The following is a 16,148-nucleotide window of genomic DNA, read 5'->3' on the forward strand; positions in this document are numbered from 1 at the left end:
AAGTAGAAAACTACTTTAGTTTTTTCTATGAAGGCAATACTTTGCTTAAATAATATTTACATTCCCCTTCTATTGGGTGATTTTCTACTGTACCGAAAATCTGATACCCATTTTTTTGATAAAATTTAGGCGCTTGCCAGCTCATGGTTTCTAAAATAACTACCCTCGCACCGAATTGCTGGGCGTACTCTTCAATGTGATGCAATAATTTTTGACCGACACCTTGTTTTTGCATGGTTTGATCGATTCCAAGCAAACTGACATGAAGATGATTCCAAACAATTTCTCCTACAACGGCGCCTAATACCGCTCCATTATCATCATAAGCTGTAAAGGCAATTTCTTTTTTTTCGTAAGCCGGAATCGGTTTTCCAACTGCTACAATATGCTTTTCTAGTAAATCCGAAACTAATTGATCTGTTGACGCATAGTTGCTCTCTTTTATTTCCACGTTGTACTCCTTTAAAATTCTTAGATTTTTCGTTTATAATGTGCATAACGATGGCCTTCTTGGTCAGTGGTTTCTTTAATGAAAGTAAAATCTTGGGCTTCATAAAATAATGTAGCCAGTTCATTTTTATGAATAAAAGAAACCCACTGTTCTTTAGCTCCTTGCGCTTGGTGAACTTTAGTAATTTCAGCTAATATTTTAGTTCCAATGCCATTTCTCTTTCGAGTTGGCTTCAAATACAAAGCTAACACTTCAGCTTTTCCCTCTTCATTATAGCCCCCAGCACCGGCACCAATAATTTCGCCATCCTCATCTGCCACAATCCAACCATTCCAAGAATCATCAAGGTTACGAATCTCATCTTGAATGCGGGTATTATTGTAGTACGTTACAATTTTTTCTTCCATATCTGAAGCAGGCAATAAATCTTGATACGTGACACGATTTCCCTCTATACACACTTGAATGATTCCATCTACATCTTTTAACGTTGCTGGTCGAATAATAATCATAACGTTTCCTCCTATCGTTAATAGTCAATAGAGATTAAATCGTTAAACATTTTCTTACTTCCAGTTTACCTTGCTTAAAGAATAATTGCACCTAATGTGTTTTTAAAATGTCTCAATGCCCAACGATGCCCCTCAGAATCAAAACTAGCAACCGCTTTTTCATGAACGACAATTTGATAGCCTAAATTATAAGCATCTACAGCTGTATGGAGCACACAAATATCTGTACAAACACCCGTTAAATGAAGCTCCTTAATGTTACGCTCTCTTAAACGGATATCTAGATCTGTACCACTAAAGGCTGAATAGTGCCGCTTATCTATCCAATGAACCGTTGATTTATCTTGATTTCCTTCATAGACATCTGCTAATTTCCCATAAAGTTTTCGGCCGTTAGAGCCCATTAAATTATGGGGTGGAAACAGTTTATTTTCAGGATGATACGTATCTTTTTCATCGTGTCCGTCAATTAAAAAGACAACATATTCATCAGCTGAAATAAAATCTCGCGTAACATCAACTATATGATTTTCAATTTCCTGTCCTGCTTCTCCTGTAGTAAGGGTACCGTCTGTGGCAACAAAATCATTCGTGTAATCAATGGATAAAAGAGCTCTCATCTTAATTCCTCCTTATACTAAATCATGAATAAGTTCCATCACCATCAAAGCAGATTTTTTCCCTGCTTCAATAATAAACTCATCAAACGTGACACCAGCTTCTTCATCGGCCGTATCTGACATGGCACGCACAATCACAAATGGAACGTCAAATTGATGACAGACTTGTGCAATTGCTGCGCCTTCCATTTCAGCGGCTAACACATCTGGAAAGTTCTTCATAATTTTTGTAGTTGCTTCTTTTCCAGCAATAAAGGAATCACTCGTTACAATTAGCCCTTTAACTGGCGTTAAGCTAGCTTTTTTAGCTGCTTCCATTACTTTCTCAACGATTCCTGTGTCTGCAACATAACGAGCAGGCATTTGTGGAACCTGACCAATTACATACCCAAAAACGGTCGCATCCACATCATGATAGGCCATTTCTGAAGAAACGACGACGTCGCCAATTTTCAACCCTTGTCCAATGCCGCCAGCAGATCCAGTATTGATGACCAAATCAATATCCTGTTTTGCTAACAGTAACGTAGTCGTAATGGCTGCATTTACTTTTCCAATTCCAGAACGTACTAAAACAACTTCAATACCATCAAGAGTCCCTTCAATAAAGTCAGCTTTTGCTTCAGTCCATTCCTTTGTATCAGTCATTTTGCTCTTTAATAGGATAACTTCTTCTTCCATTGCACCAATAATTCCAATTTTCATCTATAAAACTCCTTTTGTCTTTTTTAAACTAGAAATACAATTGCTAAAACAATCGCTAATAAAACTGCCACAATTAAAATAGCTTTCGTTAAAAAACGCCCTGTTTCACGACTTTTTTCATTTTCGATTACTCGGCTTTTTGTTACTTGACCTTCTTTTTCTAATTGCTTTTGATACTCTTTTTCAACCTTGAGGCGTTCTTTGTCACGTTTTTTCCGATCTTTTTCTTCTTGTTCTTTTAATTTTTTTAATTCCGTTCGAGTCATTTCTGGTTTAGACATATAGCGATTCACTCACTTTCATTCTTGCATTTAATAATGCCTATCAATTAGCCTAACTAATTATAAACTTATTTACTTGTTTTTTCTTTAACTTTTAAAACCCGCTATCCTCTTATTATGACCTATCATACCGTGCTAAAGGATAATTTTCAATTAGTATTCATCCTTTTCTTATTATTTTGCTTCTCTTTATTCTAAAAGACTTAGATGGAAATACTTCTTTAGTCGCATAGGATAAGTAGCTAGATTTGTGCTAAAATAGAACTACATCATCTGATGAAAAAAACGGAAATTTTAATAAATACAACTAATGGAGTTGAGACATATGAAAAAATTACTCAAAAATATTTCAGATATTTTATCTTACACAATTGGCAGTATTTCTTGCCTACTAATTTTTATCCTGCTACTTTTTTTCTTTAAAGTAGGCCTATTTCTTTCCATTCTATGGACAGTCTTAATCGGAGGTGTATTTTTGTTTTTCAAACGTAAAAATAAAAACGGAACGAGCTTGCAAAAGGCAACAGATGAAAAATTACAACGCTTAACTTCTGAAAAAGAAGACTTTTATTTGCAACAAGGGCTCTCTAAAGAAGAAATAATTTTCTTTAGAGAAACAATGAATACAGCTAAAAATCAAATTGTTCTATTGGAAAAAAATTTCATTCAAGTTTCAAAATTAAAAGCAATTGAAACTCGCAATGATACGATTCAATTAACAAAATCACTTTTTAAAGAAATTGCGGAAGAACCAAGACGTTTACATGAAGTGGATCAATTTTTATATGTTCACTTACCTTCCCTAGTTGAGTTAACAAGCAAATATATTGAAATCAACCAACATAAAGTTAAAAATAAAGCAACATTTGATGTCCTTGATAAAAGTGCGACCACAATTGACCAAATGTGTCAGTTGATTGCAACAGACTACGAACACTTTATGTCTAATGATTTAGAAGACATGGACATCGAGTTGGAACTTGCAAAACAAACCCTTGCAAGAGATAATGAAGCAACAAATGTAACAGAAAACGAAGATTCAAATGAATCCTTAAAGGAGCGACTATAATATGACTGAATTAAATGATACTATTCAACCGCAAGAACCCACAATCAAAGAAGTAAACAATGAATTAGATGAGTTATTAGCAAATCCCTTTTCAGATGCAACGGCTGCGCCAAGCGTTCAAGTTGATCCTTTACAAGCAGTTGGTGCGGATGCACCTGCTCCACGAATGATTGATCGTTTGCCAAAAGAACGTCAAGTCCAAGCAAAAGCATTAGCTGAACAAATTGATGTTGCCAATGCCCAAGCTATTATGAGCTATGGTGCGGCTGCGCAACAAAAATTAGGTGAATTTTCTCATACAATGTTAAATCATGTCCAAAATCAGGACACTGGTGAGATTGGAGAGTCTTTAAATGACTTAATGTACCGCTTAAATGAAGCCAATCCAGATGAGTTACGAGCAGAAGATAACAATGTTTTCAAAAAAATATTTGGTAAAGTTCGTAAATCCATTTATGAGATGACTTCTAAATATCAAAAAATCGGTGCGCAAATTGATAAGATTGCCATTAAACTAGATCGAGAAAAAAATGGCTTATTAAATGACAACATGATGTTAGAGCAGCTCTACCAAAAAAACAAAGATTACTTTGATGCGCTAAATATCTATATCGCGGCAGGGGAAGTTAAAATGGAAGAGTTGCAACTGACGTTAATTCCAGAAGCCATAAAGCAAGCCGAGCAGTCGAATGATCAAATGGATGTTCAAGTTGTCAATGACTTAAACCAATTTTTAGATCGCCTTGAAAAACGCACTCATGACTTACGACTGGCTCGCCAAATGACCATTCAACAAGCTCCGCAAATTCGTTTGATTCAAAATACAAACCAAGCTTTGGCTGAAAAAATTCAATCTTCCATTAACACAGCGATTCCCCTTTGGAAAAATCAGATTGCAATTGCACTAACCCTTCTTCGTCAAAAAGATGCGGTCACTGCTCAACGACAAGTTTCTGAAACAACGAATGACCTATTGAAGAAAAATTCTGCTATGTTGAAAATTTCTGCCATTGAAACTGCTAAAGAAAATGAACGTGGCGTAATTGATATCGAAACCTTACAACAAACACAAGATGACTTAGTTGAAACCCTACAAGAAACATTAAAAATTCAACAAGAAGGTCGTGTGAAGCGTAAAGAAGCTGAAAAAGAATTAGCTGTCATGGAAACTGATCTACGGGATAAATTACTCGCTTTAACTTCAGATGATAATCAAGCTAATCAATATTTGAAATAACGTTTAAACAAGTAGAGAACACGTTTTTTGCTTTCTCTGCTTGTTTTTTTGTTATTTAATTATACTTGTCATATCATCACTTTTCAGTCCTACAAGCATATCCTTTGATTTGTGAACAAATTATGTCTATACTATTAATGTAATCTTAAATGATTAATAGAATTAAGTGATTGGAGGAATGTACAATGTTAGGATTTATTTGGTCAATTATCGTAGGTGGTATTTTAGGAGCTATCGGTGGGATGATTCTTGGTAAAGACGTACCAGGTGGCGTGATTGGGAACATTATCGTAGGATTTTTAGGATCTTGGGTAGGCTCATCATTATTTGGTAGTTGGGGACCTTCGATTGGCGGTTTTGCAATTTTACCAGCTTTGATTGGTGCAGTTATTTTGATTTTCATCTACTCTTTAATTGTTGGCAATCGTAATAAATAAATACAAATAAACCCTCTTGTAGGGTTTATTTTTTTTATTTAACAAAAACACTTGCTATGTAATGCATTACATCCTTTATACTGATTATGAAAGCGATCACAAAAATCATCATTGGAGGAATACTTATGCAATTCATTATTGAAGATTCGTATGAACAAATGAGTGAAACAGCTACTCACTTATTATTCGGAAAAATGGTAAATGACCGTCGTGTCAATCTTTCAATCACAGCTGGAAATAGTCCTAAAAAAATTTATGAAATCTTAGCTCCCCTCGTTAAAAATAAAAACTACCTCTCTAATGTACATTATTATAGTTTTGATGAAGTTCCATTAAAAAATGAACCGGTTGGTATGACGGAAGGATTATTAAGAGAGCAATTTTTTACACCTGCTGGAATTCCAGAATCAAATACCCACTTTGTCTCTCCTGACAACTATCAAAGCTATGACGAGGAGATAGAAGCGGTTGGTGGATTAGATGCCATGTTGATTGGCATTGGCACTGACGGTCATTTTTGTGGCAATATGCCTGGTTCTACAAAATTTGAAAACTTCACCTACCAAGTAACCGTATCACCAGAATATCCATGGTACACCAGTTTGGTCAATGACTTAGGCGAAAAAGCTCCTACCTCATTTGTCACGATGGGTCCAGCAAGTATTATGCGCGTGAAGCATCTTATTTTAATTGCAAATGGCAAACACAAGGCCGCGATAATCAAAAAAGCGTTAGAAGGTCCTGTAGACCCTGCCATTCCATCATCAATTTTAAAATTGCACCCAAATCTCACCGTTATTTTAGATCAGGATGCCGCTAGTCTTTTACGCTAAATCAAAAAAACAAGCTCTTCTATTCGAATGAGCTTGTTTTTTTGATGCTTATTTGATGTATGTTGAAATAAAATCATGAACTTCTTTTTCATAGCCTTTTTTATCTTTCACATAAGCTTCTGCGTGTCCTGCACCTTTAACAATGTAAAGCTCTTTTGGTGCTGTGGTGGCTTCATAATTTTTGTAAACCATCTCCGTAGGAACAAACAAATCTTTATCTCCGTGAATAAAAAGCATTGGCGTTTTATTCTTTTTCAGTTGATCTACTGCACTTGCTTCTCCAAAAGAATAGCCCGCTTTAAATTTGGTTACAACGCTTGTTACAGGGATCAACGGGAAGCTTGGTAAACGATACATATCTTTCAATTGGTACGCTAATTCATCTGTCACTGAGCTGTAGCCACAATCCTCCACAATGACTTTTACATTAGAGGGCAATTCTTCCCCACTTGTCATCATTACCGTCGCGCCACCCATACTCACTCCAAAAAGAGCCAACTCCGTATCTTTTCCTGTTTGATCAATCATTAAATCAATCCATTTTAAATAATCTTTTCGTTCATGCCAACCAAAACCGATATAAGACCCTTCACTTTTTCCGTGTCCTCTAGCATCTGGCGCTAAAATATTATAGCCCCAATCATGAAAAAGTTTTGCATAAGGACTCATTTGTTCATAATTCCCACTATACCCATGGGCTAAAATAACTGTTTTTTTAGAAGGCGTTGCTGCGGGGATATAAATCGCCTTTAGCTTCAATCCATCGTCTGATAGGATTGAGCGTTCTTCTCTTGGTGCTGTTTGGTACCACTCTTTTTGTATTTTCCAAGGATCGTTCTTTTTATCCGATTCTGCTGCTAAAAAATCTTTGTCATTGATTGCAATCGCAACATTATAAAAATACATTCCTGCTCCAAAAAGCGCAATCCCAATAATTACAACTAGACTTCCAAGTATGATGATCATCTTTTTCATTCTCTACCTCTTTTCTTATCTTATTCATTTTATTAAATTTTTCCAAGAGAAGCAAGTCATTTTTACTAAAGAAAAAAAGCCCAACTTTTATCGTTGAGCCTTTTTTCTATCCTTCTGATTCTTGAATTTCTTCATGCAAGTTGGTTTCATCAAATGCTGTTTTTAAAAAGGTTTCATCATGAATTTGAAAGTGTTGTTCTAGTGTTTCAAGCGTTTGAATCTCTAAAACTCCTTTTTCAAGGTTAAAATCTAAAATATGTCCACCAAATTGTCTGTCTTTGTCAATAAAGTGTAAATGAAAACCTGCTACTGTAGCTCCTTGAAATAAATCAGGGGCAAAGAAACCAACAATGGTTCCTTCGACATCTGTTTTAGTATACTCTGGTTGCATACGAGAAGCATTAATAAAACGCTGATACGGTTTTTCTTGTTTTGGAATAATACGCACGTGCATTTTTTTAAAATGTCCTTTGATTTTAATCGCAGAAAACGTATTTAAACTGCTCATTTTTTCTCTTAGGAACGTTTTCACTTCTTCGCTTGTCATTTCATTTTCAAGCAGTTCATATTTTTCTCCTTCAAAGTAGGTTACAGCAGCATATGGGACTAGTTCTTCACCTGAAAGTTTCACAATGGTTCCATCTGATTGAGCTTGAAATGCTTCTCCATCCAAGACAATTAATTCACCATCTAAAACGTCTAACGTCCCAATCCCCATATTTCCATGACTTAATAATTCCTTAATTGAAAAGGTGCCATCATATAATCCTGCCATTAATGTTCCTAATGTTCCATGTTGAAATAATATTTTTTTTGAATTCACAACGTCTTACTTCCTTTCAAACTTTAGCACTTTTAATAGAATTGATCTGGTAAAATCGTTTTTCCAAGTTCTTTATTGTCTTGGTAATCAATCGGAATGTCTACAATAACTGGGCCTTTTGTATCGAAAGCTGCTTTTAAAACACTTTGAAGTTGAGCGGGTTCGTCAACGCGCATACCTACTGCCCCAAAGGCTTCTGCATATTTCACAAAATCAACGGGTCCAAAATCAACACCAGAAGCACGACCATATTTCATTTCTTCTTGAAATTCTACCATATTGTAACGTCCATCATTCCAAATTAAATGCACAATATTTAAGTTTCGGCGAACGGCTGTTTCAAGCTCTTGGGCTGAAAAAAGAAATCCTCCATCACCAGATACTGACACAATCTGTGTGTTTGGTCGAACCAATGCCGCTGAAATAGCCCATGGCAATGCAACCCCTAAAGTTTGCATGCCATTGCTAAATAATAAGTGACGCGGTTGATAGCTTCTAAAATGACGTGCCATCCAGATGTAGTGACTGCCGATATCTACGGTGACTGTCATTTCATCTGTAACAAGCTTTTGAAGTTCTGAAATAACAGCTAAAGGATGCGTGTAGCCTGAATCGTTATTTTCTGGTGGAACATCACGTTCGGCTAATTTTTCTTGTAACGTTGCTAAATATTTTTTTGAATCACTTGCTAATTGATACCCTTTTAAATAAGGCAATAAAAAGTCTAATGTTTGCGCAATATCTCCAATCAATTCTTTTTCAGGTTGGAAATACTGATCAATTTCAGCAGGTGTGTCATCAATGACAATAATTTTAGCGTCCGACTCAGCATTCCAATTTCGTGCTTCATATTCTATTGGATCATAGCCTATCGTAATCACTAAATCACTGCGTTTTAATAACATATCTCCTGGTTGATTTCTAAACAATCCCACTCGTCCAAAAAAGTTCTTTTCAAGATCGTGAGAAATAATTCCTGCTCCTTGAAAAGTTTCTACTACTGGAATTTCAGATACTGCAATAATGTTCCGGATGGCTTGAGTAACTTCCGAACTTGACGCGCGCATACCTAGTAATAAAACTGGTAGTTTAGCTTCTTTAATTCGTTGAGAAAGCAACGTGATTTCTACTGGACTTGCAGGTCCTAATTTAGGCGCTTGTAAGGGCATAATAGTAGCGTTTTTTATTGGTGAGTCAATGACGTCTTGAGGGATACTTACAAAACTTGCGCCTTGTTTTGAACTTCTAGCTGCACGATACGCATTTGACATCACCTCAGAAATATTTTCTGGTTCTTGGATTTCAGCACTGTATTTTGTAATTGGCTCAAACAACGCAGCATTATCCATACTTTGATGTGTCAGTTTTAGCAAATCAGCTCGTTTCACTTGTCCTCCAATTGCAAGAACTGGATCTCCTTCAGCAGTTGCAGTGACTAATCCAGTTGCCAAATTACTTGCTCCTGGTCCACTGGTTGCAATTACAACGCCAGGTTTGCCTGTTAATCGTCCAATTCCAGCAGCCATAAATGCAGCATTTTGTTCATGACGAGCGACAATTAATTCAGGTCCTCTATCTAATAAACTGTCAAAAACACGGTCAATTTTTGCTCCTGGAATTCCAAAAACATACTCGACTTCGTGATTAATTAAACTATCGACAACAGCGTCTCCACCATATTTTATTTTTTCTGACATATTTAATTCCTCCACCTATCTCATTTAACTTTATCTATTCACATTATATAATGATAGCATAAGAAATAAATTTTACAACTAATTGAAACAGTCTTTCTTTCACTTATAAAATAACAAAACAAAAATATAAAAGCTAGAAAAAACAAGAATCAATATCTATCAACACTTAAAACGGTTACAACCATTGGTGGCTATTTCTTTGCTTGATTGACTCCTTTTATAAAGATAATAAAAAAACACAATCTTGTATTTCTATAACCTCCATCTATTTTACTTCATTTTGTCGAATAAAAAAGAAGTGTCCCTTATAAAGGAATCACTTCTTTTGATTGAATTCAAAAATTATAGTTTTACAACGTTAGCTGCTTGTGCGCCACGATTTCCTTCAACGATTTCGAATTCTACTGGTTGGCCTTCTTCAAGTGATTTAAAACCGTCACCTGTGATTGCGCTAAAATGTACGAATACATCTTCTCCGCCTTCTACTTCGATAAAGCCAAAACCTTTTTCACTGTTAAACCATTTTACTGTACCTTTTTCCATCTGTCCGTGACCTCCATTTATCTCTTTTTGCAATAGATTTCTTTGATAAAAAGTCCAAGTTTAGCTGTTTCTAGTTACTAAAAAGAAACAAGCCATTCAAGACCTCTTGAATTCAAACTCTTTTCGCCATTATAAAAGTAAACCCATCACAAATTCATTATAGCTCAATATTTTTTCTTATGCAAGGGTTTTACACGCTGGTTTAATAACCTTTTTAATATATTTTCAGTTCTTTTTTAAAACGTTTTGAGCCTCTTTGATAAATTCTTGATACGCATCGTTTTCATTTAAAATCATTAATTGGCTATTACTAAAATCACCTTTTTGTGCATCTGATAACGATAATGTGATTTTTTGTAAATAAGTAGCATTTCCAATTAATTCCATCCAATAATTGTCTTCATTGTCTTGATGAACAATCGTTTGAACCATTCCACCTGGATTGAAAACTTGAATTTTTTGATCAAATGACCCCTCTTTTAGTAAAACATACATCAGACTGCTAGCAGACATCGCTGTTCCACAAGCATTTGTAAAACCAACGCCACGCTCATAAGTTTTCACAAAAATTTGATCTTTTCCTAATACTTCAACAAAACTAACATTTACGCCATCAATAAAATAAGGGTTTTCTCCATTAACGAATCGGGCTATTTCTTCAAGTAAAGGACTCTCCATTGTTTCATGGTCAACAAAACTAATTAAATGTGGATTTGGAACCGCCACTGCTGAAAATAACAGCTTTGAATCTAGCTCTTTAAATGGCTGATTGATTAACGTTTCTCCTTTGCCAATTAAAGGCAGTGTCGAAGTTTGAAAAGATACAGGTGAAATTTCTACTTGATAAGTTGCAACATCATGCCCAATTTCAGTGGTTTTTTGAACTAATAAATTGGCATGCATCGTTTCTACATGAAAGTAATCTAATTGCTCTTTTTCTGCAAGGTAACGGGCCACCGTTCTTAACCCATTGCCACACATACTCGCTTCACTACCGTCACTATTGATTACACGCATTTTAGCAACTGCTTCAGGCTGTGAGCTTTTAGTGATGAATAGAATTCCATCTGCTCCATTCAATAAACCTGTTTCACGATTCGTTAAGGTTGTTGTTACTTTTACTAGTTCTGCTTCTGTTAAAGGTCTTTCTAAAATTGTTTCATCAAGAATGAAAAAACTATTTTCTGAACCGTGAACTTTTATCAGGTCAAGTTCCATCAAAACCACTCCTCTATGTCCATTTTAATAACATTATCTTATCATAAAAACGATTAGTTGACTATTTACTTCATTGAGTAAAAAAACCGAATCTTAATTTCTAAGATTCGGTTTAATTGACTTTACTCCGCTTCTTCTGGTAAAAGAGCTGCTGGATAATGTTCTTCGACAATTGTAGCACAACGATCACACAAGTTTGGAGCATCTGGATGACTGCCAACGTCATGTTTCACTCCACGACATCGCTCACACGTTTCTCCTTCAGCTTTTTCAATCAGAATCGCTACTGAATCAAATTGCAATGCATTTTCAGGTGCTGTTTCTTTCATGCCTTTTACTTCTAAATCAGACACAATAAACAGTTGAGCAAGATTGCTATCTAAAGCAGCAATCAACGCTTTCGTTTGCTCATTTGGATAAAGCACTAATTTTGCTTCAAAGGATTTTCCAATTTTCTTTTCATTACGCGCTTCTTCTAGTGCTTTTTGAACGTCATTTCTTAAGTCCATAAAGGCTTCCCACATATCCACTAATTCTTCTTCATTTGGATAATGAGTCACTTCTGGCATTTCTGATAATTGAACATAGTCTTCTTCCTCGTTTAAGAAATCCCAAACCTCTTCGGCTGTATGAGGTAAAATTGGTGTCAATAATTTTGTTAATGTTACCAATACTTCATAGAAAACAGTTTGCATTGCACGACGCTCATAAGCATCTGCCGCTTCAATATAAACAACATCTTTAGCAAAGTCTAGATAAAATTGTGATAGGTCAACCGTACAGAAGTTGTTGATTAATTGATAAATTGTAGAGAATTCATATTTTTCATAGCTTTCTTCTACTTTTCCAATTAATTGATTTAGTCGAATCATTAAATATTTATCTACTGAACGCAAGTTGTTATAGTCAACTGCATCTGCTTTTTGATCAAAATCAGATGTATTTGCCAATAGAAAACGTAACGTATTACGGATTTTACGATAAACTTCTGAAACTTGTTTTAAGATTTCATCACTTACTCGGACATCTGCTTGCGTATCAACACTAGCTACCCATAAACGAATAATATCTGCGCCCATTTGTTTCACAACTTTTTCAGGTAAAATCGTATTTCCGATTGATTTACTCATCTTGCGACCTTCACCATCTAATACCATCCCTTGAGAAAGAACCGTTTTGTATGGTGCAATTCCGTTAATTGCGACACTTGTTGTAATACTTGAGTTGAACCAACCACGATACTGATCTGATCCTTCTAGATACATATCAGCTGGATACGTTAAATAAGGTCTCGCTGCTAAAACGGCTTGGTGAGAAGAGCCTGAATCAAACCAAACATCCATAATGTCATTTTCTTTTGTAAATTCACCATTTGGACTTGATGGATGAGTAAATCCTGCAGGTAATAAGTCTTTTGCTTCTCTTTCAAACCAAACATTTGAACCATGTTCGCCAAATAATGTCGCAACGTGGTCAATTGTTTCTGGAGTAATAATCGCTTCTCCATTTTCACCATAGAAAATTGGCAATGGAACACCCCATGCACGTTGTCTTGAAATAACCCAATCGCCACGATCACGAACCATATTATAAAGACGAGTCATTCCCCATTTTTGAACCCATTCAACGCCTTCAACAGCTGTTAAAATATCCGCGCGGAAGTCATCAATTGAAGCAAACCATTGCGGTGTTGCTCGGAAAATAACCGGTTTTTTTGTTCTCCAGTCATGTGGGTAACTATGAGTAAAGAAATCAAGTTTTAGTAATGCTCCTTTTTCGTCAAGAGCTTCTGTAATCAATTTATTTCCTTTGTCATAAAAGACACCTTCAAAACCAGGAGCTTCATCAGTGAAGACACCACGATCGTCAATTGGTGATAAAACACCTAATTTATATTTTTGGCCAATAATAAAGTCATCGTCACCATGTCCTGGAGCGGTATGAACTAAACCAGTACCAGCGTCTAACGTCACATGATCGCCGACCATTACTAATGAGGTGCGTTCGTATAGTGGATGTTGTGCCGTCATATATTCCATTTCAGACCCTTTTAATTCACTTAAAACTTCAACAGACTCCCAGCCAATTGCATTTTGAACCGTTTCTAATAGGTCCTTAGCCACTACAAACTTTTTGCCGTCAGCTAAAACAACTACATAATCATATAAGGCATTTACTGAGATTCCTAAGTTAGAAGGAATGGTCCAAGGCGTTGTTGTCCAAATAACTAAGGACGTATCAGTATCTAAGACTCCTTTTCCGTCTACTACTTTAAATGCGACGTAGATTGAAGGAGATTTAACGTCTTTGTATTCAATTTCCGCTTCTGCTAGTGCTGATTCGCTTGAAGGTGACCAGTAAATTGGTTTTAATCCTTTGTAAATATAGCCTTTTTCAGCCATTTTTCCAAAGACACGAATTTGTGCTTCTTCGTATTCTGGTTGTAACGTTACATAAGGATGATCCCATTCTCCAGCAACACCTAAACGTTTGAAATCTTCACGTTGTTTGTTGACTTGCTCCCATGCATATTCTTCACATTTTTTACGGAATTCAGCGACTGTCATTTCTTTGCGCTTAACTCCTTTATTTGTTAAAGCTTGCTCGATTGGCAAACCATGAGTATCCCAACCAGGAACGTATGGTGAACGGAAACCTGACATTGATTTATGACGGATAATGATGTCTTTGCTGATTTTGTTTAAGGCATGCCCCATATGGATATTGCCATTTGCATAAGGAGGGCCATCATGTAAAACAAAGCTTGGTTTGCCTTCATTTAATTTTTGACGTTGAGCGTAAATGTCAACAGTCTCCCAATTTTTTTGCCATTCCACTTCTCTTGTTGGTAAATTTCCACGCATTGGAAAATCTGTTTTTCCAAGCTGTAATGTTTCTTTCATTTTCATGTTATATAAACTCCTTATCTATTTTAAAATTTAGTTTAATTTATTAAAAAAAGACTCCACCCCTATAGTAGGGACGAAGTCTTCGTGTTACCACCCAAGTTTAAGAAAAATTTCTTTTTCTCCTCAAGTAATTGTTAACGCCAATCAAACGAATTAGCTTACTTCGTTTCAGCTAATTGACTCCTAGAGGATCTAATCATAACAGGGACTTGCTAGTCTTTCACCATTCACTAGCTCGCTAAAAGTATTGTTATCATTTTTCTGTTCTATTCAAAGTCATTTATTTTTCTTCTGGCAATTCAATAGCTTCCAGTGTACCTTCTACTCGGTAGTTTAAATCTTCTGGCGATTCTTCTGCTACACTTGTATCAACATCATCAAATTTTTTAATATCTGCGACATCAATTGGTTCTTGGATTGCTACTTCTTCCGTTTCTTCAATTGCTTTTGGTAAATCTGCTAAAACTTCTTTTAAGGTTGGAATTTCCAAGGTTTCTCCTGGTGTTGTTTGTAACAACTCATCCCATTCCTTGTTGCGTACCATTTCTAATTGTGATTCGATCATTAATTGTAGACGTTGTTTAAACACACGACTTTGTTTTTTCAAGCCATCTGTTTCAATGCTGATTTTGCGTGCTTTTGTAACGGCTTCGTCTAGTAAACGATCTGCATTTTTTTCAGCATCCATCATAATAATTTTAGATTCTTTATTTGCATTTTCTTTTACGCGATCTGCTGCTTCTTGAGCTACAATAATCGATTTATTTAAAGCATCTTGCAAGTTATTGAAATGTTCAACTTTTTCTTCGCTGAATTTTAATTGTTTCTCTAATTCACGTTTCTCTTTTAGCACCATTTCATAATCTTTAATGATTTGATCTAAATAATCATTGACCTCATCTTGGTCATATCCACGCATCTTGACAGGGAACTCTTTGTTATGTATATCTAACGGAGTTAACACCATGGAAGACACCTCCAGTTTCATTTTATATTGTTGTTTACTATTATAAGCTACAAATGGAATTTCTACAAGAAATGTCTTTTGTTATTTAAAAAGAACACCGAATTGAATTCGCCATTTGTCTTTTTTAGTCTTACCTTCAATTTCTTTGATTTGAATTCGACCAAAACCTCGAATGGATAAAATATCTAACAAACCAATTTCAAAATCAGGTCGCAAAATTTCTGCCCAATTCAATTTTACTTTACCAGCTTCAATCAACTGTTTTGCTCGTTGTCTTGAAATATTGAAAACACTTGAAATAATGGTATCGATTCGCATAGATGAAACCGTCCCGCTAATATAACTCCAATCATCAATTGGTGTTATAATGTCTACATAGGTTCGTTCTTCAACTCGAATCGACACATTGCCAATTTTTTCGATTTGATTTCGAACATAACTTTCCATCGATTCATCTATAAAAAATTGCCAACGTTCTCCATCGAAGATAATATCTCCAAAAAACTCCCGTTTTACCCCAGTTGAAATTAGAGTTCCTAAAATCTTACTATGAGTTAAATGCGCAAATTTCAGAGGGTAATGAATCTCACATAACGCAACCTTAAAATCATCTTGCTTAGGAATAAAATATTCTGGGCAAATAAAGGCACGTTTTCGCTCAGCTGATTCGTATCCGCCAAATAAATACACTTTTAATTCGCTTCTTTTGCCAATCAACGTTTCAATAATATAGACTTGTCTAGGATCTAAAAACTTGGTCAAATAGGGTGTATATTGATCTTCACATTCTTGAATCCAACCTGTTACAGCATCAATAAAAGAGCGCTCTTCTTTTCTAAAATGCTGATACACATTTTCAATCATCTTTCAG

17 protein-coding genes and 1 other annotated feature are annotated in these 16,148 nt (G+C 35.6%); of the genes, 4 read left to right on the plus strand and 13 right to left on the minus strand.

The window, feature by feature from the left end; all coding sequences use genetic code 11:
- Positions 1–25: 25 nt before the first annotated feature.
- The 5 genes from CDIMF43_RS10000 to macP form a co-directional block, all read right to left on the minus strand.
- On the minus strand, positions 26–451 hold the full coding sequence (locus CDIMF43_RS10000; protein ID WP_074403153.1) for a GNAT family N-acetyltransferase: 426 nt from the start codon (positions 449–451) through the stop codon (positions 26–28).
- Between the two features lie 20 nt (positions 452–471).
- Entirely contained in the window at positions 472–963 is a 492-nt protein-coding gene (locus CDIMF43_RS10005; RefSeq protein WP_074403154.1) for a GNAT family N-acetyltransferase, read from the minus strand.
- Positions 964–1,037: 74 nt separating this feature from the next.
- Positions 1,038–1,583, minus strand: coding sequence for a cysteine hydrolase family protein (locus CDIMF43_RS10010; RefSeq protein WP_074403155.1), 546 nt, complete (start codon positions 1,581–1,583; stop codon positions 1,038–1,040).
- Positions 1,584–1,595: 12 nt separating this feature from the next.
- Complete coding sequence (locus tag CDIMF43_RS10015) at positions 1,596–2,288, minus strand: 5'-methylthioadenosine/adenosylhomocysteine nucleosidase (protein ID WP_109841901.1); 693 nt, start codon at positions 2,286–2,288, stop codon at positions 1,596–1,598.
- 23 nt (positions 2,289–2,311) lie between these two features.
- Entirely contained in the window at positions 2,312–2,569 is a 258-nt protein-coding gene (macP, locus tag CDIMF43_RS10020; RefSeq protein ID WP_074403157.1) for a cell wall synthase accessory phosphoprotein MacP, read from the minus strand.
- 325 nt (positions 2,570–2,894) lie between these two features.
- On the opposite strand from macP, the gene CDIMF43_RS10025 reads away from it, so the two are divergent.
- The 4 genes from CDIMF43_RS10025 to CDIMF43_RS10040 all read left to right on the plus strand — a co-directional run bounded on the left by CDIMF43_RS10025 (position 2,895) and on the right by CDIMF43_RS10040 (position 6,145).
- A complete protein-coding gene (locus tag CDIMF43_RS10025) occupies positions 2,895–3,638 on the plus strand; it encodes a 5-bromo-4-chloroindolyl phosphate hydrolysis family protein (RefSeq protein WP_109841902.1) in 744 nt (247 codons plus the stop codon).
- A 1-nt stretch (position 3,639) separates the two neighbouring features.
- Positions 3,640–4,875, plus strand: a complete 1,236-nt coding sequence (locus CDIMF43_RS10030) for a toxic anion resistance protein (protein ID WP_074403158.1) — start codon at positions 3,640–3,642, stop codon at positions 4,873–4,875.
- Positions 4,876–5,060: 185 nt separating this feature from the next.
- Entirely contained in the window at positions 5,061–5,312 is a 252-nt protein-coding gene (locus tag CDIMF43_RS10035; RefSeq protein WP_034569074.1) for a GlsB/YeaQ/YmgE family stress response membrane protein, read from the plus strand.
- Between the two features lie 125 nt (positions 5,313–5,437).
- Positions 5,438–6,145, plus strand: coding sequence for a glucosamine-6-phosphate deaminase (locus CDIMF43_RS10040; RefSeq protein WP_109841903.1), 708 nt, complete (start codon positions 5,438–5,440; stop codon positions 6,143–6,145).
- 48 nt (positions 6,146–6,193) lie between these two features.
- On the opposite strand, the gene CDIMF43_RS10045 is transcribed toward CDIMF43_RS10040, so the two are convergent.
- The 8 genes from CDIMF43_RS10045 to CDIMF43_RS10080 all read right to left on the minus strand — a co-directional run bounded on the left by CDIMF43_RS10045 (position 6,194) and on the right by CDIMF43_RS10080 (position 16,141).
- Entirely contained in the window at positions 6,194–7,120 is a 927-nt protein-coding gene (locus CDIMF43_RS10045) for an alpha/beta hydrolase (RefSeq protein WP_109841904.1), read from the minus strand.
- 106 nt (positions 7,121–7,226) lie between these two features.
- The gene (gene budA, locus CDIMF43_RS10050; protein ID WP_074403161.1) at positions 7,227–7,943 is read right to left on the minus strand and encodes an acetolactate decarboxylase; all 717 of its coding nucleotides are present in this window, start codon (positions 7,941–7,943) and stop codon (positions 7,227–7,229) included.
- 32 nt (positions 7,944–7,975) lie between these two features.
- Positions 7,976–9,640, minus strand: a complete 1,665-nt coding sequence (alsS, locus tag CDIMF43_RS10055) for an acetolactate synthase AlsS (protein WP_109841905.1) — start codon at positions 9,638–9,640, stop codon at positions 7,976–7,978.
- Positions 9,641–9,982: 342 nt separating this feature from the next.
- Entirely contained in the window at positions 9,983–10,183 is a 201-nt protein-coding gene (cspD, locus tag CDIMF43_RS10060) for a cold-shock protein CspD (RefSeq protein ID WP_074403163.1), read from the minus strand.
- Between the two features lie 225 nt (positions 10,184–10,408).
- Complete coding sequence (gene dapF, locus CDIMF43_RS10065; RefSeq protein ID WP_074403164.1) at positions 10,409–11,401, minus strand: diaminopimelate epimerase; 993 nt, start codon at positions 11,399–11,401, stop codon at positions 10,409–10,411.
- A 122-nt stretch (positions 11,402–11,523) separates the two neighbouring features.
- Positions 11,524–14,310: an isoleucine--tRNA ligase gene (ileS, locus tag CDIMF43_RS10070; RefSeq protein WP_109841906.1), complete on the minus strand. Its 2,787-nt coding sequence runs from the start codon at positions 14,308–14,310 to the stop codon at positions 11,524–11,526.
- Between the two features lie 66 nt (positions 14,311–14,376).
- Positions 14,377–14,593 (minus strand) — a binding site (T-box leader).
- Complete coding sequence (locus tag CDIMF43_RS10075) at positions 14,591–15,277, minus strand: DivIVA domain-containing protein (protein ID WP_074403166.1); 687 nt, start codon at positions 15,275–15,277, stop codon at positions 14,591–14,593. Its footprint overlaps the feature before it by 3 nt.
- A gap of 81 nt (positions 15,278–15,358) precedes the next feature.
- On the minus strand, positions 15,359–16,141 hold the full coding sequence (locus CDIMF43_RS10080) for a YlmH family RNA-binding protein (protein ID WP_074403167.1): 783 nt from the start codon (positions 16,139–16,141) through the stop codon (positions 15,359–15,361).
- Positions 16,142–16,148 lie beyond the last annotated feature (7 nt).

The organism is Carnobacterium divergens (assembly GCF_900258435.1).
GTDB lineage: Bacteria > Bacillota > Bacilli > Lactobacillales > Carnobacteriaceae > Carnobacterium > Carnobacterium divergens_A.

Bases quoted from the DNA above. Each gene is read 5' to 3' on its own strand.
- CDIMF43_RS10005 (WP_074403154.1), bottom strand. From the start codon at position 963: ATGATTATTATTCGACCAGCAACGTTAAAAGATGTAGATGGAATCATT.
- CDIMF43_RS10010 (WP_074403155.1), bottom strand. From the start codon at position 1,583: ATGAGAGCTCTTTTATCCATTGATTACACGAATGATTTTGTTGCCACA.
- CDIMF43_RS10015 (WP_109841901.1), bottom strand. From the start codon at position 2,288: ATGAAAATTGGAATTATTGGTGCAATGGAAGAAGAAGTTATCCTATTA.
- macP (WP_074403157.1), bottom strand. From the start codon at position 2,569: ATGTCTAAACCAGAAATGACTCGAACGGAATTAAAAAAATTAAAAGAA.
- CDIMF43_RS10025 (WP_109841902.1), top strand. From the start codon at position 2,895: ATGAAAAAATTACTCAAAAATATTTCAGATATTTTATCTTACACAATT.
- CDIMF43_RS10030 (WP_074403158.1), top strand. From the start codon at position 3,640: ATGACTGAATTAAATGATACTATTCAACCGCAAGAACCCACAATCAAA.
- CDIMF43_RS10035 (WP_034569074.1), top strand. From the start codon at position 5,061: ATGTTAGGATTTATTTGGTCAATTATCGTAGGTGGTATTTTAGGAGCT.
- CDIMF43_RS10040 (WP_109841903.1), top strand. From the start codon at position 5,438: ATGCAATTCATTATTGAAGATTCGTATGAACAAATGAGTGAAACAGCT.
- CDIMF43_RS10045 (WP_109841904.1), bottom strand. From the start codon at position 7,120: ATGAAAAAGATGATCATCATACTTGGAAGTCTAGTTGTAATTATTGGG.
- alsS (WP_109841905.1), bottom strand. From the start codon at position 9,640: ATGTCAGAAAAAATAAAATATGGTGGAGACGCTGTTGTCGATAGTTTA.
- cspD (WP_074403163.1), bottom strand. From the start codon at position 10,183: ATGGAAAAAGGTACAGTAAAATGGTTTAACAGTGAAAAAGGTTTTGGC.
- dapF (WP_074403164.1), bottom strand. From the start codon at position 11,401: ATGGAACTTGACCTGATAAAAGTTCACGGTTCAGAAAATAGTTTTTTC.
- ileS (WP_109841906.1), bottom strand. From the start codon at position 14,310: ATGAAAATGAAAGAAACATTACAGCTTGGAAAAACAGATTTTCCAATG.
- CDIMF43_RS10075 (WP_074403166.1), bottom strand. From the start codon at position 15,277: ATGGTGTTAACTCCGTTAGATATACATAACAAAGAGTTCCCTGTCAAG.
- CDIMF43_RS10080 (WP_074403167.1), bottom strand. From the start codon at position 16,141: ATGATTGAAAATGTGTATCAGCATTTTAGAAAAGAAGAGCGCTCTTTT.